The 23,969-nt window shown below is 70.7% G+C and carries 23 protein-coding genes; 16 read left to right on the top strand and 7 right to left on the bottom strand.

Annotated features, from left to right (window positions below):
* The first annotated feature begins 83 nt into the window (after positions 1–83).
* The 3 genes from OG841_RS36740 (at position 84) to OG841_RS36730 (ending at position 4,876) form a co-directional block, all read left to right on the top strand.
* Positions 84–1,541, top strand: coding sequence for a tetratricopeptide repeat protein (locus tag OG841_RS36740; RefSeq protein ID WP_328637437.1), 1,458 nt, complete (start codon positions 84–86; stop codon positions 1,539–1,541).
* Positions 1,538–3,223: an urease accessory protein UreH domain-containing protein gene (locus tag OG841_RS36735; RefSeq protein ID WP_328637438.1), complete on the top strand. Its 1,686-nt coding sequence runs from the start codon at positions 1,538–1,540 to the stop codon at positions 3,221–3,223. Before OG841_RS36740 ends, OG841_RS36735 begins: the two co-directional genes overlap by 4 nt.
* Positions 3,224–3,298: 75 nt before the next feature.
* Positions 3,299–4,876: a serine/threonine-protein kinase gene (locus tag OG841_RS36730; protein ID WP_365120321.1), complete on the top strand. Its 1,578-nt coding sequence runs from the start codon at positions 3,299–3,301 to the stop codon at positions 4,874–4,876.
* A gap of 7 nt (positions 4,877–4,883) precedes the next feature.
* Here OG841_RS36730 and OG841_RS36725 read toward each other — a convergent pair whose 3' ends face one another.
* Complete coding sequence (locus OG841_RS36725; RefSeq protein ID WP_328637440.1) at positions 4,884–5,678, bottom strand: SGNH/GDSL hydrolase family protein; 795 nt, start codon at positions 5,676–5,678, stop codon at positions 4,884–4,886.
* Positions 5,679–5,864: 186 nt separating this feature from the next.
* Between OG841_RS36725 and OG841_RS36720 the strand changes: the two genes are divergently transcribed.
* From OG841_RS36720 to OG841_RS36695, 6 genes are all read left to right on the top strand, one after another.
* A complete protein-coding gene (locus OG841_RS36720) occupies positions 5,865–6,260 on the top strand; it encodes a hypothetical protein (RefSeq protein WP_328637441.1) in 396 nt (131 codons plus the stop codon).
* A gap of 1 nt (position 6,261) precedes the next feature.
* Positions 6,262–7,383: a GNAT family N-acetyltransferase gene (locus OG841_RS36715; protein ID WP_328637442.1), complete on the top strand. Its 1,122-nt coding sequence runs from the start codon at positions 6,262–6,264 to the stop codon at positions 7,381–7,383.
* A gap of 362 nt (positions 7,384–7,745) precedes the next feature.
* Complete coding sequence (locus OG841_RS36710) at positions 7,746–8,567, top strand: glycosyltransferase family 2 protein (protein ID WP_328637443.1); 822 nt, start codon at positions 7,746–7,748, stop codon at positions 8,565–8,567.
* On the top strand, positions 8,564–9,553 hold the full coding sequence (locus tag OG841_RS36705) for a glycosyltransferase (RefSeq protein ID WP_328637444.1): 990 nt from the start codon (positions 8,564–8,566) through the stop codon (positions 9,551–9,553). Before OG841_RS36710 ends, OG841_RS36705 begins: the two co-directional genes overlap by 4 nt.
* Entirely contained in the window at positions 9,546–10,346 is an 801-nt protein-coding gene (locus tag OG841_RS36700; protein WP_328637445.1) for a polysaccharide deacetylase family protein, read from the top strand. Before OG841_RS36705 ends, OG841_RS36700 begins: the two co-directional genes overlap by 8 nt.
* The gene (locus OG841_RS36695; protein ID WP_328637446.1) at positions 10,339–14,187 is read left to right on the top strand and encodes a lipopolysaccharide biosynthesis protein; all 3,849 of its coding nucleotides are present in this window, start codon (positions 10,339–10,341) and stop codon (positions 14,185–14,187) included. Before OG841_RS36700 ends, OG841_RS36695 begins: the two co-directional genes overlap by 8 nt.
* 22 nt (positions 14,188–14,209) lie before the next feature.
* Here OG841_RS36695 and OG841_RS36690 read toward each other — a convergent pair whose 3' ends face one another.
* Positions 14,210–15,631 carry a GH39 family glycosyl hydrolase gene (locus tag OG841_RS36690; protein ID WP_328637447.1) on the bottom strand — a complete coding sequence of 474 codons (1,422 nt, stop codon included), beginning with the start codon at positions 15,629–15,631 and terminating at the stop codon, positions 14,210–14,212.
* A gap of 167 nt (positions 15,632–15,798) precedes the next feature.
* Between OG841_RS36690 and OG841_RS36685 the strand changes: the two genes are divergently transcribed.
* The gene (locus tag OG841_RS36685; protein WP_328637448.1) at positions 15,799–16,893 is read left to right on the top strand and encodes a DUF5925 domain-containing protein; all 1,095 of its coding nucleotides are present in this window, start codon (positions 15,799–15,801) and stop codon (positions 16,891–16,893) included.
* Positions 16,894–16,908: 15 nt separating this feature from the next.
* Entirely contained in the window at positions 16,909–17,640 is a 732-nt protein-coding gene (locus OG841_RS36680; protein ID WP_328637449.1) for a DUF72 domain-containing protein, read from the top strand.
* Here OG841_RS36680 and OG841_RS36675 read toward each other — a convergent pair.
* Positions 17,625–17,996: a GntR family transcriptional regulator gene (locus OG841_RS36675; protein WP_371568555.1), complete on the bottom strand. Its 372-nt coding sequence runs from the start codon at positions 17,994–17,996 to the stop codon at positions 17,625–17,627. The two genes, OG841_RS36680 and OG841_RS36675, sit on opposite strands and share 16 nt — an antisense overlap.
* A gap of 71 nt (positions 17,997–18,067) precedes the next feature.
* On the opposite strand from OG841_RS36675, the gene OG841_RS36670 reads away from it, so the two are divergent.
* Positions 18,068–18,997: a GNAT family N-acetyltransferase gene (locus tag OG841_RS36670; RefSeq protein ID WP_371568552.1), complete on the top strand. Its 930-nt coding sequence runs from the start codon at positions 18,068–18,070 to the stop codon at positions 18,995–18,997.
* Positions 18,978–19,490, top strand: coding sequence for a DUF402 domain-containing protein (locus OG841_RS36665; RefSeq protein ID WP_371568549.1), 513 nt, complete (start codon positions 18,978–18,980; stop codon positions 19,488–19,490). Before OG841_RS36670 ends, OG841_RS36665 begins: the two co-directional genes overlap by 20 nt.
* Here the strand turns inward: OG841_RS36665 and OG841_RS36660 are convergent.
* Positions 19,487–20,098: a class I SAM-dependent methyltransferase gene (locus OG841_RS36660; protein WP_371568546.1), complete on the bottom strand. Its 612-nt coding sequence runs from the start codon at positions 20,096–20,098 to the stop codon at positions 19,487–19,489. The genes OG841_RS36665 and OG841_RS36660 overlap by 4 nt on opposite strands.
* A gap of 140 nt (positions 20,099–20,238) precedes the next feature.
* Here OG841_RS36660 and OG841_RS36655 point away from each other — a divergent pair, with 140 nt between their 5' ends.
* Positions 20,239–20,373: a hypothetical protein gene (locus tag OG841_RS36655; RefSeq protein WP_020117828.1), complete on the top strand. Its 135-nt coding sequence runs from the start codon at positions 20,239–20,241 to the stop codon at positions 20,371–20,373.
* 21 nt (positions 20,374–20,394) lie between these two features.
* Here the strand turns inward: OG841_RS36655 and OG841_RS36650 are convergent, their stop codons facing one another.
* A complete protein-coding gene (locus OG841_RS36650) occupies positions 20,395–20,844 on the bottom strand; it encodes a GNAT family N-acetyltransferase (RefSeq protein WP_266526557.1) in 450 nt (149 codons plus the stop codon).
* Positions 20,845–20,984: 140 nt separating this feature from the next.
* Here OG841_RS36650 and OG841_RS36645 point away from each other — a divergent pair, with 140 nt between their 5' ends.
* Positions 20,985–21,962 (top strand): lytic polysaccharide monooxygenase auxiliary activity family 9 protein, encoded by a 978-nt coding sequence (locus OG841_RS36645; protein WP_328637453.1) that lies wholly within the window; start codon positions 20,985–20,987, stop codon positions 21,960–21,962.
* A gap of 56 nt (positions 21,963–22,018) precedes the next feature.
* Here OG841_RS36645 and OG841_RS36640 read toward each other — a convergent pair whose 3' ends face one another.
* Positions 22,019–22,882: an esterase/lipase family protein gene (locus tag OG841_RS36640; RefSeq protein WP_328637454.1), complete on the bottom strand. Its 864-nt coding sequence runs from the start codon at positions 22,880–22,882 to the stop codon at positions 22,019–22,021.
* Positions 22,883–23,053: 171 nt separating this feature from the next.
* Entirely contained in the window at positions 23,054–23,497 is a 444-nt protein-coding gene (locus OG841_RS36635; protein WP_365120333.1) for a MarR family winged helix-turn-helix transcriptional regulator, read from the bottom strand.
* A 96-nt stretch (positions 23,498–23,593) separates the two neighbouring features.
* Between OG841_RS36635 and OG841_RS36630 the strand changes: the two genes are divergently transcribed.
* Positions 23,594–23,968 (top strand): cupin domain-containing protein, encoded by a 375-nt coding sequence (locus OG841_RS36630; protein ID WP_328637456.1) that lies wholly within the window; start codon positions 23,594–23,596, stop codon positions 23,966–23,968.
* The last annotated feature ends 1 nt before the right edge of the window (position 23,969 follow it).

The following is a 23,969-nucleotide window of genomic DNA, read 5'->3' as shown; positions in this document are numbered from 1 at the left end:
CACTGGCGCGGCCCGCACATCACTCATCCCCCACGGTGCGGGCCGCGCCGCACCACACGATCACGAGCCAATCAGGAGAGGGCATGTCCGGGTCTACGACCGACAGCGCACCCGAGAACGAGCACGACGGATCGTCGGAGACCGCGGAGCCCTCTGCTCAGGGCGCCGAGGAGAAGGTCACCGCCGTACGGCGGGTCTCGGAGGCCGGGCGGCGCTGGCGGGCCGCTCAACTCGCCGGGTGCGCGGCTCTGTTGGCCGTCGCGCTGACCGGTGGGTCGATCGCCATCGGAGCGCTGCGGGACGGTGGCACCGCCACGGTGGCCAGTTCGTCGTCGTCGGCGGTCTCGCCCGGGCTCATGGCCAGTGGGGACCTCGACGCGGGCATCAGGGCCCTCCAGGCCCATCTGCGCGGTCAGCCCAAGGACTTCGGCAGCTGGGCCACCCTCGGACTCGCCTACGTCGAGCAGGCGCGGACCAAGGGTGATCCCTCCCGGTATCCGCAGGCCCAGCAGGCGCTCAAGAAGTCGCTGGAGCTGAAGGCCGACAACGAGCAGGGGCTCGCCGGCCTCGCCGCACTCGCCGCCGCGCGGCACGACTTCAAGGATGCCCTGGCCTACGCCGACCGGGTGCTGAAGCAGAACCCCTACAGCGAGCGCGCCCTGTCCTCCCGGATCGACGCCCTCGTCGAACTCGGCCGCTACGACGAGGCCTCGAAGGCCGCCGACCTCGCGGACGAACGACGGCCCGGCATCCCGGTGTTCACCCGCTACGCGTACGTCCACGAGCTCCGCGGCGACGTCCGTACCGCCCGCACGGTCCTGGAACAGGCCCTGTCCACCGCGACCACTCCGGGAGACATCGCCTACGTGGCCACCGCGCTGGGCCAGCTCGCCTGGAACCAGGGCGACTACGACACGGCCCTCACCGACTACGCCCGCGCCCTCGCCGCCGACGACGCCTACCTTCCCGCACTGGAGGGCCGGGCCCGTGCCCAGGCCGCGAACGGGGACCGCGCCGCCGCGATCAAGGGTATGGAGGCCGTCGTGGCCCGGTATCCGCTGCCCGGGCCTCTCGTCGGGCTCGGAGAGCTGTACGAGGACCGGGGCGCCGACGGTGACGAGGCGAAGGCCAAGGACCAGTACGCGCTCGTGGACGCCTGGACGGCCCTCGCCCGGGCCAACGGCGTCAACGCCGATCTCGACACCGCGCTCGCCGCCGCCGACCACGGCGACAAGGCGTCCGCCCTGCGCGCCGCCCGCGCCGAGTGGGCGCGCCGGCACACCGTGCACACCGCGGACGCCCTCGCCTGGGCCCTGCACGTGAACGGGCGCGACAAGGAGGCCCTGCCGTACGCCCGCCAGGCCACCGCCACCGGCTACCGCAACGCCTCCTTCCTCTACCACCGCGGGATCATCGAACTCGCCGCGGGCGACCGGAAGGAAGGCCGGAGTCATCTCGGCTCCGCCCTGAAACTCAACCCCGGTTTCTCCCCCCTCGGCGCCCGCGAGGCCCGCAAGGCTCTCAAGGAGGCGTCCAAGTGAGGCCCCGCCGTCTGTTCGCGTCCGTCACGGCCGTCCTGACGGCGGCTTGTGCGCTCGCGCTGCTCCCTTCCAGCAGCGCGAGCGCCCACCCCCTCGGCAACTTCACCGTCAATCGGTACGACGGTCTCGTCGCCGCCCCCGGCGCACTCCGCGTCGACCACGTCGAGGACCTCGCCGAGATCCCGGCCACCCAGGCCAAGCCGGACATCGAGAAGCTCGGCATGACCGAGTGGGCCGCTCAGCGCTGCCGAAAGGCGGCGGAGGGCAGCAAGGTCACCGTCGACGGCCGTACGGTCGCCCTGACCGTGCGGGCCGGCCACGCGCGGGTGCGTCCCGGTCAGGCCGGGCTCGACACCCTCCGCGTGGAGTGCCGGCTGACCGCCCCGCTGCCCGAGGACGCCACCGTCGCCCTCGGCTTCCACAGCGCGGGCACCGACTCGGGGCCCGGCTGGCGCGAGATCACCGCGCGCGGCGACCGGACGACGCTCACGAGGTCGGACGTGCCCACGAAGTCGGTCTCGGACGAACTGACCACCTACCCGCAGGAGTTGCTCTCCTCCCCCGCCGACACCGTGACCGCCTCGCTGCGCGTGCGGCCCGGCGGTCCCGCCCTCGCCGAAGAGCAGTCGGACGCCCCCGCCGCCTCCGTGCTGCCTCGCGGCGCCGACCGCTGGACCCGCGCCCTGGACTCCCTGGTCGCCCGGCACGACCTCACCGTCGGCTTCGCGGCGCTCGCCCTGCTCATCGCGGTCGTCCTGGGCGCGATGCACGCGCTGGCCCCGGGGCACGGCAAGACCCTGATGGCCGCGGTGGCGGCGGCTCGCGGCGGCAAGGCCCGGATGAAGGACGTCCTGCCGCTGGCCGCCTCCGTGACCGTCACCCACACCCTGGGCGTGGTCGCGCTGGGCCTCCTCGTCACGGCCGGCTCGGCGGCGGCCCCGTCGGTGATCGCCTGGCTGGGCATCGCGAGCGGGGTGCTGGTGACCGCGGCGGGCGTCACCCTCCTGCGCCGGGCCCTGCGCACCCGCCCTCACCCGCACGGGCACGGGCCCACGCATGACCACGCCCACCCGCACGACGCCGGGGAGCCCGAGGAGCGCTCCCTGGTCCTGGTCGCCGCCCACACGGAGACCGTTCCGGCGACGGCAGGGGCCGAGACCCGGACGCACGCACACGCCCCCGCCCCCACCCACGACCACCCGCACGGGCACGGGCACACGCACGACCATGACCATGACCACCCGCACGGCCACACCCACGACCATGACCACCCGCACCCCCATCCCTCCACCGTCGAACACACGCACGGCGGCTTCACCCACACCCACGCCGTCGCCCCCACCCTCCGCGGCACGATCCTCCTCGGCTTCGCCGGTGGTCTCGTGCCCAGCCCCTCCGCCGTCGTCGTGCTCGTCGGTGCCGCCGCGCTCGGTCAGGCCTGGTTCGGTCTGCTGCTGGTCGTGGCGTACGGCGTCGGACTGGCCCTGACCCTGACCGCGGCCGGATTCGCCGTCGTCAGGCTGGGCAGTGGAGTCACACGGCTGCTGGACAGGCGCCCCCGCCTGGCCGCCAGCCCGATGACCGCCCTGGTGCGCAGGACCGCGCCCCTGATGTCGGCGTTCGTCGTGGTGGCTCTCGGGGCAGGATTGGTGCTCAAGGGGGCGGCATCCGCACTCGGCTGAGCTACTTTTGTACAGAATTCACGTGCAACATCACGCGGAGTGGAGATTTCGCCCGGATGCGAATGGGGGACGCCCGTGTCCGAAGAACCGGGCAGTGAACGACTGATCGCGGGCCGCTACCGACTCCTGTCCCCGCTCGGCGAGGGCGGCATGGGAACCGTGTGGCGCGCCCGTGACGAGGTGCTGCACCGCGAGGTCGCGGTCAAGGAGGTGCGCGCGCCGCACGGACTGGCGACGTCCGAGGTCGAGCGGCTGTACGCCCGCCTCGAGCGCGAGGCGTGGGCGGCGGCGCGGGTCGCCAACCGCAACGTGGTGACGGTGTACGACGTGGCCACCCAGGACGGCCGCCCGTGGATCGTCATGGAGCTGGTGCGCGGCATCTCGCTCGCCGAGCTCCTGGACGCGGAGGGCCCCCTCAGCCCGCAGCGGACGGCGCACATCGGCGCCGAGGTGCTCTCCGCGCTGCGGGCCGCGCACGAGGCCGGGGTCCTGCACCGGGACGTGAAGCCCGCCAACGTGCTGCTGTCGAACGACGGCCGCGTGGTGCTCACCGACTTCGGCATCGCCCAGGTCGAGGGCAGTTCGGCACTGACGATGACCGGCGAGGTCATCGGCTCGCCCGAGTTCCTCGCCCCGGAGCGGGCGCTGGGCCGCACACCGGGCCCGGAGTCCGACCTGTGGTCGCTGGGCGTGCTGCTGTACGCCGCCGTGGAGGGCAACTCCCCCTTCCGGCAGAACACCCCGCTCAGCACCCTGCGCGCGATCGTGGACGAGGAGCTGCCGCCGCCGTACCGGGCCGGCCCGCTCACGCCGGTGATCGAGGGGCTGCTGCGCAAGGATCCCGCGCAGCGGCTGCCGGCCGACCGGGCCGAGCAGGAGCTGCGGATCATCGGGGCGGGAGGCACGCCCCGGGCGGATGCCGTGCAGGCGGGCCCTTACGCCCCGACCATGGCGGCGCCCTTCCCGCAGGAGCCGCCGACGGCCCCGTACCGGCCGGCGCCCACTCCCACCTCCACCCCCGTCGCGGCCTCCGGGCCCCCGGAGCGCAACCGTCGCGCGACCGTCGTCCTGGTCGCGGGCGTGCTGGCCCTCGCGCTGGCGATCGCGGGGCTGACGTACGCGCTGCTGAACCATGACAACGGCGACAAGGGCGGGGAGACCGCCAAGGACACCACCCCGGCGGTGAGTTCACCCGCGCAGACCAAGACGGACGAGCCCAGCGACTCCCCCTCGCCGAGTCCGAGCAAGAGCACCACGAGCGCGCCCCCGCCGCAGTCGGTGGACGTCTCGCTGGCGGGCTCGAACACCGACTACACGGGCAGCTGCCCGCCGGACAGATCGGCGGCCCCCACCTTCACGGTCACGCTGGAGGTCGGGCGGCTCCCGGCGACGGTGACCTACCGCTGGGTGTCGAAGAACGGCTCGGTGAACGGCAGCTGGAAGACGCTCACGTTCCCGGCCGGTGGCGGAAAGACTCAGCAGGACAGACGGTTCATCACCACCCAGGACAACAGCGGGACGTTCGAGGACACCATCAGCGTGGAGGTCCGCGACCCCGTCGAGAAGACGTCCAACTCGGTCCCCTTCGCGCTGACGTGCGTGGCGGAGACCCCGACCGACACCGGCGAGGCCTCCCCCACTGCGTCCCCGTGAAGGGTGATCAGGCCGCGCTGTTCAGGACCGGGAGATAGCCGCCGGACTGGCCGGCCGCCGTCGGGTGGTAGGACTCGCCGATGTTGAGCAGGTTGAGGCTGTGCAGCCAGGCGCTACCGGAGCAGAGTTCGTGGCCGGTGAAGGTGGGGCGGACGTCTCCCCAGGCGAAGCCGTGGTTCGCGGCCCGCTTGGCGATCGCGGTGTCGAGGTAGTCGGCGGCGTCGTTGATCGCCTTCCGCTTGGTGTCGGAGAGGCCGAGGCAGGTGGCGCCGAGCTGGTAGAAGCGGGGGTAGCCGAGGACGACCACGTGAGCGTTGGGGGCCCTGCCGCTGATCTGCGAGTAGACGTTGTCCAGTTGGCCCGGGAGCGTCGAGTCGACGTACGCCTTCGCGGTGTTGATCCGGGAGAGGCAGGAGCTGTCGGACTGGAGCACACAGGTCGTCATGACGTCGGCGAAACCGGCGTCGTTGCCTCCGATGCTGATGGAGACGAGTGCGGTGGCGGAGCTGAGCGGGGTCAGCTGGTTCGCCAGAACATCACCCGTACGGGCGCCCGAGCACGCGGCGAACGCGAACGACGAGGGTGAATGGGCGGCCGCCCAGAGGTAGGGGTAGGCCTTCGTGCTGCGCTTGCAGTCGCCGCTCGAACTGATGTAGCTGCCTGCGCCGACACCCGAGGAATAGGAGTCTCCCAGGGCCACATAGGGGCCCTCGGCGGCGTGGGCGGTGCCTGTCCCGGTGAGGACTGCGGCGAGGGCGAGGAGGAGCGAGCCGACGTACGCGGCAAATCGGGAACGTCTCATGGAACCTCCCTTTAGCAGGATCTCTGCCGTATCCGTCGTAGCAACGACACGCAGCAACGGGAAGTGTCCATGCCAAAATCGGTGCCGACGCCATGGACCGTGCCGCTGCGCGCTCTTGACGCTCCCCCAGGCACTGCGCGACATTGAAGCCCGGCATCCGGCGCTTTCTGGGGGGAAAGGTCGCCCATGCAGACGACACGTATCGGAACATCCTCGAAGGCGTCGGGGAGAGACCTGACGCCGTTGCTCGCGGGCGCCGCGACCGCCGTGGGGGGATTCGGCGCGCTGCTCGCGTTCACCGGCTCCGACTCACCACTGCGCGCCCCACTCACGCTCTTCTTCCTGCTCGCGGCACCCGCCGCCGGCATCGCCGCCGCACTGCGCGGCTTCGATCCGTTCGCCCGGGTGCTGACCTCACTGGCCGGCTCGGTCGTCCTCAACATGCTGGTGGCCCAGGGCATGCTGGCCACGCACCGCTGGTCGGCGCGCGGCGGCGTCATGGCGATGGCCGTGATCAGTGCCCTCATCCTGCTGCTGGTGCTGATGCGGCGGCGCCGTACGGTGAAGGGCCAGGACGCCTGACGTGGACATCAGCGTGTACCGCCCCGGCGAGCTGAGTGCCGCCGACCGGGCGGCATGGAGCGCCATGCAGTCCAAGGCCCATCTGCAGGGCTCGCCAGAGCTCGCGAACCCGTTCCTGTCCCCCGAGTTCGCGCTCGCGGTGGGCCGGTGCAGGCGGGGCGTGCGGATCGCCGTCGTACGGGAGCAGGGCGAGCCCGCCGCGTTCTTCCCGTTCCGGAGAACCGCCGCCGGTGTCGGCCGGGCCGTCGGCCTCGGCATCTCGGACGCCCAGGGACTGGTGCACCGGCCCGGATTCACCTGGGACGCCCGGGAGCTACTGCGCGCCTGCGGGCTCGCCGTCTGGGAGTTCGACCATCTGGTGGAGGGCCAGGGGCCGTTCGAGGCGGAAGGCTCCGGCAGGTTCCCCTCTCCGGTCATGGACGTCGACCAGGGGTACGAGACGTATCTGGCCGGTCTGCGGGAACGCTCACCGAAGTTCACCCGCACCACACTCGCCAAGGAACGCCGGCTGGCCCGCACGGCGACCGAGCTGCGCTACGTCCACGACGAACGCGACCCGGCCGCCCTGCGCGTCCTGATGGGCTGGAAGTCCGCCCAGTACCGCAGGACCGGCCGCAGCGACCGCTTCGCGCATGAGTGGATCGCCCGGCTGGTGGAGCAGTTGTTCCACACCCGGTCCGATCCGTTCGCGGGGATCCTGTCGGTGCTGTACGCCGACGGGAAGCCGGTCGCCGCCCACTTCGGGCTGCGCACCGAGCGCGTCCTCGCGTGCTGGTTCCCGGCGTACGACCCGCACTACGCGAAGTACTCGCCGGGCCTGATCCTGCATCTGCGCATGGCCGAGGCGGCCGCCGCCGACGGCGTCGCGTACCTCGATCTGGGCCGGGGTCAGAAGGAGTACAAGGACTCCCTGAAGACACGGGAACTGACCGTGTCGGAGGGGTGGGTGACCCGTCGGCACCCGGTCGCGGTCGGACACCGCGTCCGCCGGGCTCCGGCGCGGGCACTGCGCAACGCCGTGGTGGTGCGGCCGGAGCTGTTCGAACCCGCCGACAGGCTGCTGAAGAAAATGGGAAAGATCCGCTCTGGCGCGACTGTAACGGTCAAACCAACAAAAACGTGAGGCCTCGTTCCAGGTCTTGCCATACGGGTTCAATCGTCAATACCGTCATACATCACACCCGCACCGTCCCGTCATCGAGCGGCTCTAGGGGAGGGCTCAAGGACCGCGACGGGGGCGCGGGGCGCGGTAGGGGGGTGCCGTGCTCGGTGACCGCACTTGTCACCGAGTCGTGCCGCGCGACCGGCTGTCGTTTCTTTGAAGCAAGCACAGCACGACGGCGGTCGGCCAGCTTTGCCAGCTCACCCGGCAGGTACGGAGATTCCTTCCGGCATGCCGCGCGTGAGAACCCCCCTTTCGAACCGGAGCAACAAACCGGACCGCCCAGGGGCGGGCGGTCCACCGGACGAGAGGGAACCAGACTCATGAGTTCAGTTCTGCGCCCGGCGACTGCGGGCCAGGATGTGCCGACAGCCAGCCAGTACCGGCCCATCTCCACTCACCTGGCCATCACGCCACCGGTGAGTGTCGTCATACCCGCCATGAACGAGGCGGAGAACCTTCCGTACGTCTTCAAGACGCTGCCCGACTGGATCCACGAAGTGGTTCTGGTGGACGGCAACTCCACGGACGACACCGTCGCGGTGGCCCTCGAGCTCTGGCCCGAGGTGAAGGTCGTGAAGCAGCACGGCAAGGGCAAGGGGGACGCGCTGATCACCGGGTTCGAGGCCTGCACCGGTGACATCGTCGTCATGATCGACGCGGACGGCTCGGCCGACGGCAACGAGATCGTCTCCTATGTGTCCGCCCTGGTCTCGGGCGCGGACTTCGCCAAGGGGTCCCGCTTCGCCAACGGCGGCGGCACCGACGACATGACCTTCATCCGCAAACTCGGCAACTGGGCGCTGTGCACCATCGTCAACCGCAAGTTCGGCGCCCGCTACACGGATCTCTGCTACGGGTACAACGCCTTCTGGCGGCACTGCCTCGACAAGATCGACCTCGACTGCACGGGCTTCGAGGTGGAGACCCTGATGAACATCCGGGTGGTCAAGGCGGGGCTCAAGGTGCAGGAGATACCGAGCTACGAGTACCTCCGCATCCACGGCACGAGCAATCTGCGGGCCGTCCGGGACGGTTTCCGGGTGCTCAAGGTGATCCTCGGGGAGCGGTCGAACCGGCGTGCGCTGCGCCGCCGTGCCCATCACTCGCCGATGCTCGACTCGCGCCGGGGAGAGGTGTCTTGAGCGATCCCGACATCTCCGTCGTGATCTGCGTGTACACCGAGGACCGCTGGGAGGACATCCTCGCGGCGGTCACCTCGGTGCGTACGCAGTCGTATCCGGCCCTGGAGACACTGCTGGTCGTCGACCACAATCCGGTACTTCTGGACCGACTGGCCAAGGAGTACAAGGAAGTTCGGGAGGTCCGCGTGTTCGCCAACGCGGGCCCCCGCGGCCTGTCCGCGGGCCGCAACACGGGGATCGCCGCCTCGCGGGGCGAGGTGATCGCCTTCCTGGACGACGACGCCGTCGCCGAGCGGGACTGGCTGCGCCACTTCGCCTCCGGATACGCGGACCCGCGGGTCATGGCCGTCGGCGGCCGTACGATGCCGATCTGGGCGTCGGGGCGCCGGCCTGTCTGGTTCCCCGAGGAGTTCGACTGGGTGGTCGGCTGCACCTACAAGGGCATCCCGTCCGGCCTGGTCCGGGTGCGCAACGTCCTGGGCGGCAACGCCTCCTTCCGCCGCAGCGCCTTCGACGCCGCGGGCGGCTTCGCCACCGGCATCGGACGGGACGGCGACAAACGCCCGCTGGGCTGCGAGGAGACGGAGCTGTGCATCCGGCTGAGCCGGGCCAGACCGGACGCGGTCCTGCTGATCGACGACCGGGCGGTGATCCACCACCGGGTGCCCGAGGCGCGCGAGCACTTCGGGTACTTCCGCACGCGCGCGTACGCGGAGGGCCTGTCGAAGGCACTCGTGGCCCGAAGTGTCGGCGCGGACAAGGGACTTGAGTCCGAGCGCCGGTACGCCACCCGGGTGCTGCCGGCCGGGGTGGTGCGCGGGCTGCGGGACGCCGCGCTGTCCCGCCCGGGGGGCGCGGGGCGGGCGGGCGCGATCGTCGCCGGGGTGCTCACCGCCGCCGGCGGGTATGTGGTCGGCACCGTCCGGGCGCGGCGGGGCGGAGCCACGTTCACGGTGGCGGACATCGAGGGGGAGAGAGATGGCTGAGCCGCCCGTACCGATCCTCATGTACCACGCGGTCGCCACCGACCCGAACGCCGCCACCCGGGTGCTGTCGGTGTCCCCGGAGGCCTTCGCCCGGCAGATGGAGATCGTCGCCGAGTCGGGGTTCACGCCGGTCAAGGCCGCCGACCTCGCCGCCTGTTGGCGCGAAGGCCGACCGCTGCCCGAGCGGCCCGTCCTGATCACCTTCGACGACGGCTACGAAGGCAGCCACCGCCACGCCCTGCCCGTGCTCGCCAAGCACGGCTTCACGGCCACGGTGTTCGTCTCCACCGGCTGGATCCGGGGTGCCCACGACACGGGCGGCGGCCTGGACACCATGCTGGACTGGGACCAGGTCCGCGAACTCGCCGCGGCGGACGTCGAGATCGGCGGCCACACCCACACGCACCCGCAGCTCGACCAGCTCGAGGACAGCGAACTGCGCCACGAGCTGATCCACTCCAGGGAGATCGTCACCGACGAACTCGGCACCGCGCCGGCCTCGCTCGCCTACCCGTACGGCTATTCCAGCCGCCGGGTGCGCGAGGCGGTACGCGAGACGGGGTACGGCCAGGCGCTCGCCGTGAACAACGGCCTGGCGCGCCGGAGCCAGGGGCCGTATGCGCTCACCCGCCTCACCGTGCGCCGCAGCACCACGGCCGAGGAGTTCGAGCGGCTCGTCCAGGGCCGTGCGATCGCCCGGGACTTCGCCAGGGACCGTGCCCTCACCAAGGGGTACGCGTTGGTCCGAAGAGCACGACAGGTCCGCCGGAAGGTCTCCCGTTCCCGTGTCTGACACGACGACCACGACCGAGCCCGAGTCGACCGCGGCGAAGGCGCCCGAGCAGTCGGGGCGCCGTCTTCGGCTGCCCGGCCTCGGCAGGGGCGCGCAAGGCGGCAACCAGCTGTTCCGCAACGCCTACGCCCTGATGCTCAACACCGGTATCTCCGCGGTGCTGGGCCTCGGCTTCTGGCTGGCGGCCGCCCGCTACTACTCCGAGTCGGCGGTCGGCCAGGGCTCCGCCGCGATCGCCGCGATGAAACTCCTCGCGGGACTGACCGCGGTGACCCTGACCGGGGCGCTGGCCCGCTTCATACCGGTCGCGGGCCGGGCCACCGGGCGCCTCATCGCCCGTACGTACGCGGGCAGTTCGGTGATCGTCACGATCGCCGCGGCCGTCTTCCTGCTCACCCTGGACATGTGGGGGCCGTCGTACCGCTTCCTGCACGGGACGGTGAACGGTCTCGGCTTCATCGCCGCCGTCGTCGCCTGGAACGTGCTCACCCTCCAGGACGGGGTGCTGACCGGCCTGCGCAGCGCGCTGTGGGTGCCGGTCGGCAACACCGTGTTCTCCGCGGTGAAGCTGGGACTCCTGGTCGCGTTCGCGGTGGCGATCCCGACGGCCGGTGTCTTCGTGTCGTGGGTCGCGGCGATCGCCGTCTCCGTGCTGCCGCTCGGCTGGCTGGTGTTCCGGCGCCTGGCGCCGCGCCACGAGAAGGCGACCGAGGACCACGCGAAGCCGCCTTCCCTCAGGGAGATCGGGCGTTTCCTCGCGGGCGACTACACCGGCTCGCTGTTCTCGCTCGCCGTGGTCTACCTGGTCCCGGTGATCGTGGCCTCCCAGGTCAGCTCCCAGGACAACGCGTACTTCTACATCACCACGACGATCGGCGGCACCTGCAACCTGCTCGCCATCAACATGGGCGCCTCCCTGACCGTCGAGGGCTCGCACGACCCGTCACGCCTGGCCGCCAACACCCGTGCCGCACTGAAGCGGATGGCGCGGATCATGCTGCCGGTGGCCGGCGTCCTGTTCTTCGGGGCGCCCTGGATCCTCGGTGTGTTCGGATCGGGCTACGCGGACGCGGCCACCCCGCTGCTGCGCTGGTTCGCCGTCGGCGCGGTGCTCCGGGTCGTCATGGAGACGTACTTCGCGGTGCTGCGCGCGCAGAGCCGCACCTCCGGACTCGCCTGGCTGCAGGGCCTGTTGTGCCTCATGGTGCTCGGCCTCACTCTGCTGCTCCTGCCCCGCATGGGGCTGACCGGAGCGGGCGTCGCCGAGATCTCCTCGCTCGCGGTGATCGTCGCCATCGCCGCGCCCAAGCTGTACCGGACGATCCGGCACGCACCGGCCGCCGAGGTCCCCGCGAGCGCGGCTCCCGACGGTGACCTCGCCGACCTCGGGGCGCGTGAGGTACCGGCCGCCGGCCGCACCCGCCGTCCCGGCTGGGCGCTCGACCAGGACACCCTCGCGCTGGGCATCCACGTCGACTTCGACCACCAGGAACGCCGTCCCGACGTACGCCCGGGTCCCGGCACCCCGCCCACGGGCACGCCCGTGCCGGGCGTGACGCGCGACCGGCCGACGTGGGCGCTGCAGAAGCCGTCCGACCTGGGGCTGCCGGTGGAGATGGGGGTCCCCCCGCTCGAGCGAATGCGAGAGTGGGGGAGGGAGCCTGGCTCCGAGTCCTCCCTCGGGCCGTCCGAGACGGAGGTGGACGCGCCGTTCGAGGTGGCCTTCGACACCGGCAAGAAGGTCGACGTACCGGAGGAGTCCGCCGTACCGGAGGAGGCGCCACAGTCCGCGGAGCCGCCGCGGCCGCTGTCCTGGCGGGAGCGGCTGCAACCCACCTGGCTCGGTGTGTTCCTCGGCTGCCTGCTGGCCGTCGCGCTGCTCCTGTACTGGGTGCCGGCCCTCGGCCTGGGCGAGGCCGACCTGGACCGGATGGGCGGGCTCGGGCTGATCTCGATCCTGCCGCTGCCCACGCTGGTCGGCGCGGCGCTCCTGGTCGTGGTCTTCGCCTCGCTGCTCTGGCTGGGTCGTGAGCACAAGGCGCTGCTGCTGGTCACGCTGGTGGCGACCGTGTTCTCGCTGCACGCGCTGCCCGCGGTGATCGAGGCCGAGCCGCGGTTCGCGACGGCCTGGCAGCACCTCGGGTTCATCGACTACATCGACCGGACCGGCTCCGCGGTGCCCGACCTGGACGCCCGCTGGAGCTGGCCGGGCTTCTTCGCGGCGGCCGCGTTCGTCGCGCAGGCCTGCGGGGTCAGGGACTTCACCGAGGTCATCCGCTGGTGGCCGACGGCGATCCAACTCCTCTATCTGGTACCGATGTTCCTGCTCGTACGGCACATGCGGGCGAGCTGGCGGGCCAAGTGGACCGGCATCTGGATCTTCGTGCTCAGCGGCTGGGTCGGCCAGGACTACTTCTCCCCGCAGGGCTTCACCTATCTGCTGTACCTGGTGTTCGTGGCGGTCCTGCTCGTCTGGTTCCGCGCCCCGCGCGTGATCTGGACGAAGCGGCGGCCCGGCGAGGCCGAGGTCGAACCCACGAACCGCCGCCAACGAGCCGTCCTGCTCGCGGTGTTGATCGGGCTGTTCGCGGCGAGCGTGCCCGCCCACCAGCTCACGCCGTTCGTGATGCTCGGTGTGCTGGCGGTGCTCGTGCTGATCGGGCGCAGCGAACTGCGCGGTCTGCCCATCCTGTTCGCCGTCATGGTGGCCGCCTGGATCGGCTGGATGGCCGAGCCGTACTGGTCGGGACACTTCGACGACCTGTTCGGCGGGGTCGGCGGCGTCGGCGGCAACGTCTCCTCGTCGGTCTCCGGCCGTATCGAGGGCGGCAGTTCGACCCACAAGCTGGTCCTGTACGTGCGCGTGCTGCTGGCGGGCGGGGTGATGGCCCTCGCCTGTTACGGCTGGTGGCGGCGGCGCGACCACAAGTACCGGGAAGCCGCGCTGCTCGTCCTCACCTTCGTGCCGTTCCTCGGCTTCGGCATGCAGTCGTACGGCGGCGAGATGGCCCTGCGGGTCTTCATGTTCGCCCTGCCGGGCGCCGGTCTGCTCGCCGCGCTGGCGCTCTTCCCGCGCACCGGCGTCACCGCGAAGGAACGCGAGAAGGACCGGGTCAGCCTCGCCCCGGTGGCCGCGCTCATGGCGGGTCTGCTGCTCGTCGGCGGCTTCCTGGTCGCCCGGTGGGGCAACGAGCCGTTCGAGCGGATCCAGCCCGGCGAGGTCGCCGCCATGGACTACGTCTACGCGCACGACGATCCGACGGTCCGGGTGCTGTGGCTGTCCAACGACACCCTCAACAATGTGACGCCGGCGATGCCGTGGGGCGCGAAGGACATGGAGAAGGTGTCCTACGTGCCGACGCTGGCGCCGACCGACCCGGTGCTGGTGTCCGGGCTGGTGAAGTCGCTGAAGGACGCCGGCCCGAACTCGTATCTGATGGTCAACGTCAGCCAGGTCACGTATCTGCGTCTGGACGTGGGCTATTCGAGGACGTGGGAGCCGAGGCTGCTCGACAACCTCGACAGCCGCAAGGACCTCAAGCGGGTCCTGACCAACGACGACGTGACCATGTACGCCCTGCGGGACCAGCCCGCGGGGAAGGTCCCGAAGGCCGATCCCGGGCCGATCGGGCCGCAGGTGACCTGGACTCCCTGGTCGGTGGTGGGGGCGCTGGCGGCGCTGGCGCTGATCCTGCTGCTCTCGGCCCGTGAGGTGGTGCGGGTCGCGGTGCGGCCGGGCGTGCGGCAGTTGCGGTGGCTGCAGAGCAGCTTCTGGTTCGCGCTGCCGCTGCTCGCGGTGTTCCTGGCGGCGCTGGTGCAGCGGTTCCTGACGATGAAGTGACGCCCTTCGGAGGTCAAGTGGCTCAGCGGGTGAGCCACTTGACCTCGTACGCCTGCATGTCGAACCGCTTCCCGTCGATCTCGGCGCTGATCTGCCGATTCAAGGTGTTCACCACCAGGACGGACTTGTCGGTGGCGAGGACCCGGACGTTGGGCACGTCGTCGGCGGCGACGGAGACGTTCTCGTACCCGCTCCCCGGCGGGAAGGCCTTGCTGAACCGGCTGACGAGGTCGAACATCGGCAGCTTTCGACCGCCGCCGCTGCCGCTGGTCGGCGTCCAGAGACAGCCCGCGCAGTCCGTGCCCTTCTCGTTCTCCGGGTTCCAGTAGAGGGCGGACGTGGTGCCACCCTTGGCCAGCGCGATCATTCCGGCGGCCTGCACGGCGACCCGGCGGTTCTCGGACCAGCCCTCGCGTTCGTCCCGGCTGTCGGCGGGCTCGACGTAGTACTCGGCCCACCACAGCGGCAGGTTCCCGGTCTGCTGCCGCACCCACCGGCTCACCGCGGTGAACTTGTCGGTGGCCGCGAACTCGTCCGGCAGCAGCTCGTCGTCGTTGGTGTAGCTGGAGCCGTCCACGACCACGAAGTCGGCGCCGGCCTTGTTCCTGTTCCAGTAGTCGAAGGCGTCGAGGATCCGCTGATCCATCGCGCCCCAGGCCCCCTTGAAGGTGGCGGAGGCGTCGTCGGAGCGCGGGTCGACGCTGTCCATCACGAGATAGGGTCCGCCCACCATGATCTTGGGGTTGACCTTCTTCAGCGCCTTGTAGACCAGGTTGTACAGCTGGGTGTACCCCTCGTAGTCCCAGCGGGCCTTCGCGTCGTTCCAGAAGCCCTTGAACTCGTTCCATACGATGAAGTGGCGTACGTCCGGGTAGCGCTTGGCGACGGTCGCGGCGAGCGCGGCGTAGTCCTTGAAGTGCGCGGGATCCGGCGCGGTCTCCAGTGCCGCCTTGCTCCAGTCGGTGTTGCCGACGCCCGCCTCGCCGCCCTTCATCCAGTCCGGAGCGCAGCACAGGGTCACGATCGGTGTGGAGCCTGAGGCACGGATGAAGTCGATGCGCCGGTCCAGGTCCTCGAAGTCGTAACGCCCCTTGACCGGCTCGGGGTTGGCGGCGCCCCAGCCCATGATGTGCTGGTTCTGCGGGACTCCGCCGGCGTCTGCCAGCAGTCCCTCGACGCGCTCGGTGGCGGTGGAGCTGCCCTCGTCGGCACTGAACTGGGTGTGTGTGAACCCCCAGCCCACCTCCGGGGTCTCCGCGTCCGGCGTGGACGTCGGAGTGCCGTGGACCTTGTCGCCGTTGCGCGAGGTGCCGTCGGTGCCCGCGCCACTGCCCGGAAGCGTGTTGAGGAGGGTCACCACCAGCGCCAGAGCCACCGCGCCCACACCGAGCAGAGCGGTGAGCCGCCACCGCAGTGCCCCCGAATTCCACCCATGACGTCCCATTGAGGGCAACGGTATCCGCGAACACGCCTGTGCGGGCAGATGTCGGAGATGCACAGCTCCGTAACAGGACGTTGAGGGCGGACCGGAAACACGGGACAGCCGCGACACGACCGGCGCACCACGGAAACCGGGTGCGGGTGGGGGTCCCGTGCCGGATCATGGGCGGCATGTCTGCGAACCCACACGACGCTCTGCCGATCCGGCTCAACGTCGACGACAGCGACTCACCGTCCGACGTCGTCGACGCGCTGTTCCTCGGCCGCTTCGCGACGGGCGAGCAGCCGTACTCCCACGCGGCCAACATCGACCGGGTCCGCACCGGGGCCACGCTCCTGCCGGCGGGCGCCCGCGTGCTGCGCGTCGCCCGCGACGACGACCGCAGCGCGACGCTCGCCGAGGGCGACGGCTGGACCCTGCTGATCTCCCGCTGGAACCGCGGCGCCGACGTCACCGTCACGGCCACCGACCCCGAGCTGGCCAAGAAGGTCCTCGACCAGGCCACCGACGGCGCGGCGGACGAGCCCGAGCCCCAGCCGGAGAACGTGACGATGGGCTTCTGGTACGTCTCCCCCAGGCGCGGCCCGCACCGCACGACCCGCCAGATCTCCGCGGGCACCTGGGACGAGGTCCGGGACAACTACACGGCACCGGTCGCGGACGCGATGGACACCCTGATGAAGACGACCCCGGAGGACATCGCGGGCCGTCTGCTCCTGCTCCACGGCCCGCCCGGCACCGGCAAGACCTCCGCCCTGCGAACGCTGGCCCGCTCCTGGCGGGACTGGTGCCAGGTGGACTGCGTCCTGGACCCGGAGCGGCTGTTCAGCGATGTCGGCTATCTGATGGACATCGCGATCGGCGAGGAGGACTCGACGGGCAAGGGCCGCTGGCGGCTCCTGCTCCTGGAGGACTGCGACGAGCTGATCCGCGGCGAGGCGAAGCACACGGCGGGCCAGGCCCTGTCGCGTCTGCTGAATCTCACCGACGGCCTGCTGGGCCAGGGCCGCAACGTCCTGGTGGGCGTCACGACCAACGAGGACCTCGAGCGCCTGCACCCCGCCGTGGTCCGCCCCGGCCGCTGTCTGGCCCGCATCGAGGTGGGCCCGCTGACCCACCGGGAGGCGGTGGGCTGGCTCGGCACCGAGGAGGGCGTGGGCCGTGAGGGAGCGACCCTGGCGGAGCTGTACGCACTGCGCCGGGGGACGTCACCGACGGCGGTGCCGGAGCCGCGCCCGGGGGCGGACGCGGGGCTGTATCTGTAGTGCTTTGATGGGTGTATGACCCTGTTCGTGGGCACGTCGGGGTGGCAGTACAAGGACTGGCGGGGCGTCCTCTACCCCGCCGACGTCCCCATGCGGCTCTGGCTGGAGCAGTACACGGAGCACTTCCCGACGGTCGAGATCAACAACGCGTTCTACCGGCTGCCGACCCGCGAGACCTTCGAGGCGTGGCGGGAGCGGGTGCCGGGGGACTTCGTGGTGGCGGTGAAGGCGAGCCGGTACCTGACCCACATCAAGCGGCTGAAGGACCCGCAGGAGCCGGTGCACCGCCTGATCAGCCACGCGGAGGGGCTGGGCCCGCGTCTGGGCCCGGTGCTGCTCCAGCTCCCCCCGACCCTGCGGGCCGACCCGCAGCTGCTGGACGCCTGCCTGACCTGTTTCCCGTCGTCGACCCGGGTCGCGGTGGAACCCCGCCATGATTCCTGGTGGACACCGGAGACCCGAAAGGTGCTGGAGTCCCGCGGCGCGGCCCTGTGCTGGGCCGACGTCCGCGCCCGCCCGGTGACCCCGCTCTGGCGCACCGCCGACTGGGGATACGTCCGCTTCCACGAAGGCCGAGCACGGGCGTGGCCGCACTACGGCAGACGCTCCCTGGAGACCTGGGCCGAGCGGATCGAGAAGACCTGGGCCGGGAACGAGGACGTGTACGCGTACTTCAACAACGACCCGAACGGAGCCGCCGTACGGAACGCGCGGCTGTTCGCCGCGCTGTCTCAGCCCTCCCCGTAAGCCGCCCGCAGCGCATCCCGTACGGCCGCCAACGCGTCCCTCTCCGTGAACCCGAGTCGCCGGGCCCGCTCGACGTACGCCTGGGCGGCCGACGCCAGCTCCCGTTCGGCGGCCGAGCCGGCGGCGGCCACGAACGTGCCGTTGCGCCCCCGGGTCTCGATCACCCCGTCACTCTCCAGCGCCCGGTAGGCCTTGGCGACGGTGTTCGCGGCGAGTCCGAGCGACTCGGCGAGCCCGCGCACGGTCGGCAGCCGGTACCCCACCGGCAGCACCCCCGCCCGCGCCTGCTCGGAGATCTGCACCCGCACCTGCTCGTACGGCGGCGCACTGTCGTCGATGTGGATCTTCAAGGTCACGAGCCGATTGTCCCGCACCCACCGGAAAATGAGAGGCACTCGTGCGACGCCCCCACGTAACGTGCGCCTTCATGACCGTGATCGTGCGCGACCTGCGCCCCCAGGACCCGGCCGACGTCGAGGACTTCACGCACGCCCGCCATCTGGCCCTTCCCCACGTGCTGTGGACCCCGGCCGGCGTCATTCACCGTACGGTCCACACCCACCCGGACGCCCATTACCGCTCCTTCGTCGCGGAGGAGGACGGAGAGGTGATCGGCACGGCCCAGGTCGGCCTCGCCCACGACAGCCCGGAGCCGGGCCACGGCTACCTCAACATCTACGTACGCCCGGACCGCGTGCGGCGCGGCGCCGGTAGCCTCCTCGCCCGCACCGCCGAGGAGCATCTCGCGGCACACGGCGCGACCAGGCTGTACTCCTGGGTGCTGGACGAGCCGCAGAACCGCACGTTCGCCGAGCGGCACGGCTACCGGGCCAGCCGCTCCGCGCACTTCCTGCGCCTGGACCTGACGAACGGCACGCTGCCCCCGCTGCAAACGCCTCCCCCGGGCGTCGAACTGCGCACCGCGGCCGACTTCGCCGACGACCCGCGCCCCTTCTTCGAGCTGGACGCGGAGACGGCGGAAGACGAACCGAGCGATGTGGGCATCGAGTTCACGGACTACGACGTGTGGATCGAGGAGAACTGGAAACATCCGCTCCTCGACCATGCCCTGACCACCATCGCCCTGGTCGAGGGCCGCCCCGCCGCCTTCAGCGTCGCCCACACCGACGGCGCCGGCCGCTATGCCACCGCCATGACGGGAACCGCCCGCGCCTTCCGCGGCCGGGGCCTCGCCAAGCTCGCCAAGAACGCCTCCCTGCACCGCGCCCGCGCCGCCGGATGCACGCAGGCCCTCACCGGCAACGACGCCGGCAACGAACCCATGCTCGCGATCAACAAGTGGTTCGGATACGAGATCTGCGCCACGGAGGTACGTCATGTCCGCGAACTCACCTGAGCCCCTGCAGCGTGTGGACGTCGTCCTGCTCAAGGCGGGCCGCACGAAGATCCGTTACGAGGCCGAGCTCCTCACCGACGACGGCACCCGCATCACCGTCCGAGCCCCATGGGCGGGCGAGGGCTTCCGTGACTTCGGCTTCGTCCGCTTCGAGCCCGGCGACATCTTCACCGAGCACTACTGGCGGGACCGCTGGTACGCCGTCAAGGAGGTCCGCTCCTCGGACGGCACTCTGAAGGGCTGGTACTGCGACATCACCCGCCCGGCGGCACTGAACGGCACCGAGTTGGTCGTGGAGGACCTGGACCTGGACCTGTGGGTCTCGACCGACGGCACGGACGTGCTGCGCCTGGACGAGGACGAGTTCGAGGAGAGCGGCCTGGCGGAGAGAGACCCGGAGGCGGCGTCGGCGGCAATGACGGCCCTGGACGAGCTGGAGGCCTTGGCCCACCGCTTTTCGACCGAGGCACCACACTGGCCCCCGATCTCTTAGTCGCCCCTCACCAGCACCGCGTACCGCTCGTCATCCACGTCCTTCCCCCACAGCAAAGAGTCCCCCGACAACCGCTCCACCCGTACATGACCGCCCAGCGGCTCCGCCAACCCGCTCACCACCTCGGCCGATATCCCCACCGCCCCCCACACCCCCTCCACCAGCACCAACCGCCCACCCGGCCGCAGCAACCCCCACCACCGCCGCAGCACCCGCCCGGGATCCGGCAACGCCCACAGCACGTGTCGGCCAAGGACCACATCGAACCGCTGCTCCCCCACCGGAGGATGCGCGGCGTCACCGACCAGGAACGCCGCGTCACGCCCGGCGAGCTTGGCGCGCGCCAGCTCCACCATGGCCGGAGAAAGATCCACCCCGGTCACCCGATGCCCCTGCTCGGCCGCGAGGAGTGACAGACTCCCGGTCCCGCACCCGAGATCGAGGACGTCGGAGGCCCCTCCCGGCAGCCACCCCCGCAGCCGCTCGGCCCAAGCGCCCCTTACCCCGGGGTCCCGCAACCCGTGATCCGGCTCCTCGTCGAAGGACCCCGCTTCGGCGTCCCAGTCCACGTCCGCCGCGCCACCCCTGCCGTCACTGTTCTCCGTCATGCACCCAAGAGTGACACCCGCCACTGACACTCGAATCGTGACAGCCGCCACTGACAGACCGGTAACCGATGAGGAACTCTCCCCAAAAGGGTCTACCTCCGTGAGAACGCGGAACACGGTAGGCACTGAAGGAGGCAGTCATGCGCCGTACCACCGTGCAGAAGCCCCTGAAGAGGACAGACGCCCGGCGACTCCCCGAGGAGGCCGACGAGCGCCCCGCGGGACGACCCGAGGTCCGCAAGGACATCGCGCGGACCTGGTGGCCCGACGGCTGACGGCGGCAGGCGCGCCCCGTATCAGACCAGTCGCTTGCGGTAGTGGACGCGGTCATAGGGCCCGTCCACTCGCCGTTCCACGACCTCATAACCGAACTTCGGATAGATCTCCTGGTTCTCCCACATCATCGCGTTCGTGTAGAGCCTGACCTCGGGCAGCCCCAGCGCACGCGCGTGTGCCTCGACGAATCGCAGCAGCCGTCCCCCCACGCCCTGCCCCTGGGCGTCGGGGCGGACGGCGATGTTGTCGAGATAGAGATGGTCGGGGTACTCCTCGACCACCACGAGCCCGACCACCGGGTCACCGGTGACGAACACCTGCCCCGCGGCCACGTTCGCCGCGTGGTCCCGCTCCATGGGCTGCGGTACGCGTCCGATGCGCTCGATGTAGTGCTCGTACGCAGCGTCGGTCAGGGCTTTCACGGTCGGTACGTCGGCCGCGACGGCGGGTCGGATCTCCTCGTTCGTCATGCGCGCACGGTAGCTGTCTGATCTCCGCCTCAGCACTCCCTTAAGAGGGCCATAAAGATCGCCACCGCCCGTCACAAGCTGGGGATTTCACGGTTTCTTTGATCCGGCACCCATCAGTACCGGTTCCGAGGAGATCCCCCATGCCCGCACGCCGCAAGGCCACAGCCGTCGTCGCCGTCGGCCTGACCCCGCTCGCCCTGACCGCACTGGCCGCCGGGCCCGCGTCCGCGCACGGCTCGATGGGCGACCCGGTCAGCCGGGTCTCGCAGTGCTACGCGGAGGGTCCCGAGAGCCCGACGTCGGACGCGTGCAGGGCGGCGATCGCGGCGGGCGGCACGCAGGCGCTCTACGACTGGAACGGCATCCGCATCGGCGACGCGAACGGACGCCACCAGGCGCTGATCCCGGACGGCAGGCTGTGCAGCGCGAACAACGACGAGTTCAAGGGGCTCGACCTGGCCCGCGCCGACTGGCCGGCGACGAGTGTGAGCAGTGGGTCGTACACCTTCAAGTACCGCGTGACCGCTCCGCACAAGGGCACCTTCACGGTGTACCTCACCAAGCCGGGCTACGACCCGGCGCAGCCGCTGGGCTGGGGCGACCTGGACCTGTCGAACCCGGTCGCGACGGCCACCGACCCGGTCGCCTCGGGCGGCTTCTACACGTTCTCCGGCACGCTCCCGGAGCGCTCCGGGAAGCAGCTCCTGTATGCGATCTGGCAGCGCTCGGACAGCCCGGAGGCGTTCTACTCCTGCTCGGACGTGACGTTCGGCGGCGACTCCGGTGGCCCGGCGAGCAGTCCGACCCCGGCCCCGAGCGCCTCCGCTCCCTCTGAGGAGCAGATCGAGGACGGCACCGGCAAGTCGACGGTGGAGCACGACGGGCACGGTGACGACGACGCCAGTACGTCGGCGGAGCCGTTGGCCGGGAGGGCGAGCCTCCCGGCCAACGACGTTCAGGCGGCGGGAACTTCGCAGAACCTCGCCGAGACGGGTGGGGACAGCAGCACGTCGTATCTCGCGATGGGCGGTGCTGCCACGCTCGCGGCCGGCGCGGCGATCCTGTTCGGTTCGGTGCGGCGGCGCGCGGTGAACGGCGGTGCACGGCGGGGCCGTTGACCGCATGAGCTCCGGGGCCTGACCGGCGGCTCAGGCCGGACAGGCCCCGGCATCGGTCAACTGAACGCCGACGCGCAGGTGGTGGGGGTGGCGTGGGCGGGGTCGAGGGCGTTGGCCACCTCGTGGAAGGCGATCCGGTCGAACAGCCCGATGGCCACGTGCTCGGAGAGATCGAGCGCGCACAGGTCCTGCAGCAGGACGTTGTGGACGCCGGATCCGCTGAGGAACTGGCTCCGGTACGGCGTGACGACCTCGTCGTACTTGGTGGCGAGGACGGTGTACGTGACGCCGGGGACGGTGTCGCCGCCTTCGTTGAGTTTGGCGAGGAAGGGGGAGCCGACGACCTGGTCGGCGAGGGCCGGGGTGTGGGTGGTGAGCAGGTCCTGGATGCCCGGGAAGTACGGCAGCAGGCTGGTCAGACCCGACAGGGTGGTGCCGTGGTTGTCGGGGGCGATACCGACGAGGGCGTTCACCTTGGCGGCTCCGCCGAGGAACTTGAGGTAGTAGCGGGGCATCAGACCGCCCTGCGAGTGACCGACGAGGTCGGTCTCGGGGGCGCCGGTGGCGGCGAGCACCTTGTCGACGAAGGTCTTCAGCTGCTCCGCCGACTTGTCGATGGGACCGAGGCCGTGGAAGAGGGGCACTCCGGACAGTTGGCCGTAGTCGAAGGAGAAGACGCAGTAGTCGCGGTTCTCCAGATAGGGGGCGAGGGCCAGCCAGTTGTCCACGGAGTTGGCGAAGGTGCCGTGGACGAGGACGACGGGGCGGGGGTGCGCGGCGGAGGGCTTGCAGGTGTAGTCGTTCCATCCGCTACTTGGGGCGGTCGCCGCCTGGGCGGCTCCGGCGGCGGGGACGACGGCGACCGCGGCGGTCAGGAGCAGGGCGGCGAGGGGTCTGAGCAGTCGTTTCCAGGGCAGCATCGGGTGATCTCCTTGCGGCTCAAGGGAGTTGCGATGGCTGTACGCCCTGTGACCCGGATCACGAGGATGCTGTTCAATTCGAAAGTTACGGACGAGTAGTGCACTTGTGAAGTTACGCGTCAGTAAAAACTTGCAGTGTTAACCGCGCCGGATGCATCCACTGATGAACCGTCACCAGGCGGGCCTGATGGGACCCTTGGGAGCAATCCGCCCCAATCGGTCGCGCAACGCGCGCACATCACTCTCACCGAGTACATCGATCCACGACCGCACGGCCTCCGCGGCGGCCTCCTCCGCCGCACGGGTGCAGGCCCATCCCCGCTCGGTCAGCACGACCAGCCGGGCCCGCGCGTCCCCGGGATGCGGCCGCCGCTCGGCATACCCCTTGCGCACGATCTCGTCGACCAGCTGGCTCGCGGCCTGCTTGGTCACACCGAGATGACCGGCCAGCTCCGTGACCGTGGCCCCGTCCGGCGCGAGCCGCGCGAACGCGAAGCCCCAGGCCGGCCGCGCCTCGAACCCACGGGCGACGACCCCATCGTTGATGCGTTGGGTCAGGTCACCGGCGGCGGCGAGCAGGGCGGCGGCCAGGGCGAGGGCTTCGGAGTTCTGCACTCAGGCATTGAAACACCCTTGACGATTTGGTCAAGCAGCTTGACCATGGATACATATAGTCAATCTGCTTGACCATCTACGACCCGGAGGCCCCGCATGCCCGTAGTCCACTCGTCCGATGCCGTCACCCACGAGATCCACGGGGCCCGTTTCGTCTCGTACGCCACTCCCCTCAGCGGCGCCAAGGAGCTCTGCGCCTGGCGCGGCGAGATCCCCGCGGGAACGAAGGCGCCGGCTCACACCGTCAACCGCGAGGAGATCTTCCACCTGCTCATCGGCGAACTCCTGATCACTCTCGGCGACACCGCCCATCGGATCACCGCGGGCGACACGGTGATCGTCAACCCCGGCGTGACCTTCGCCGTCGAGAACCCCACCGATCACACCGCCCTCACCTGGGTCACCACCTCCATCGGCCTGGAGGCGGAACTGGCCGACGGCACCCGTATCACTCCGCCGTGGGCCAACTGAC

Origin of the sequence: Streptomyces canus, from assembly GCF_041435015.1 — a bacterium.
Lineage (GTDB): Bacteria > Actinomycetota > Actinomycetes > Streptomycetales > Streptomycetaceae > Streptomyces > Streptomyces canus_G.
Note: the sequence above shows the minus strand (reverse complement) of the source record. Positions and strands in the feature narration are given on the sequence as shown.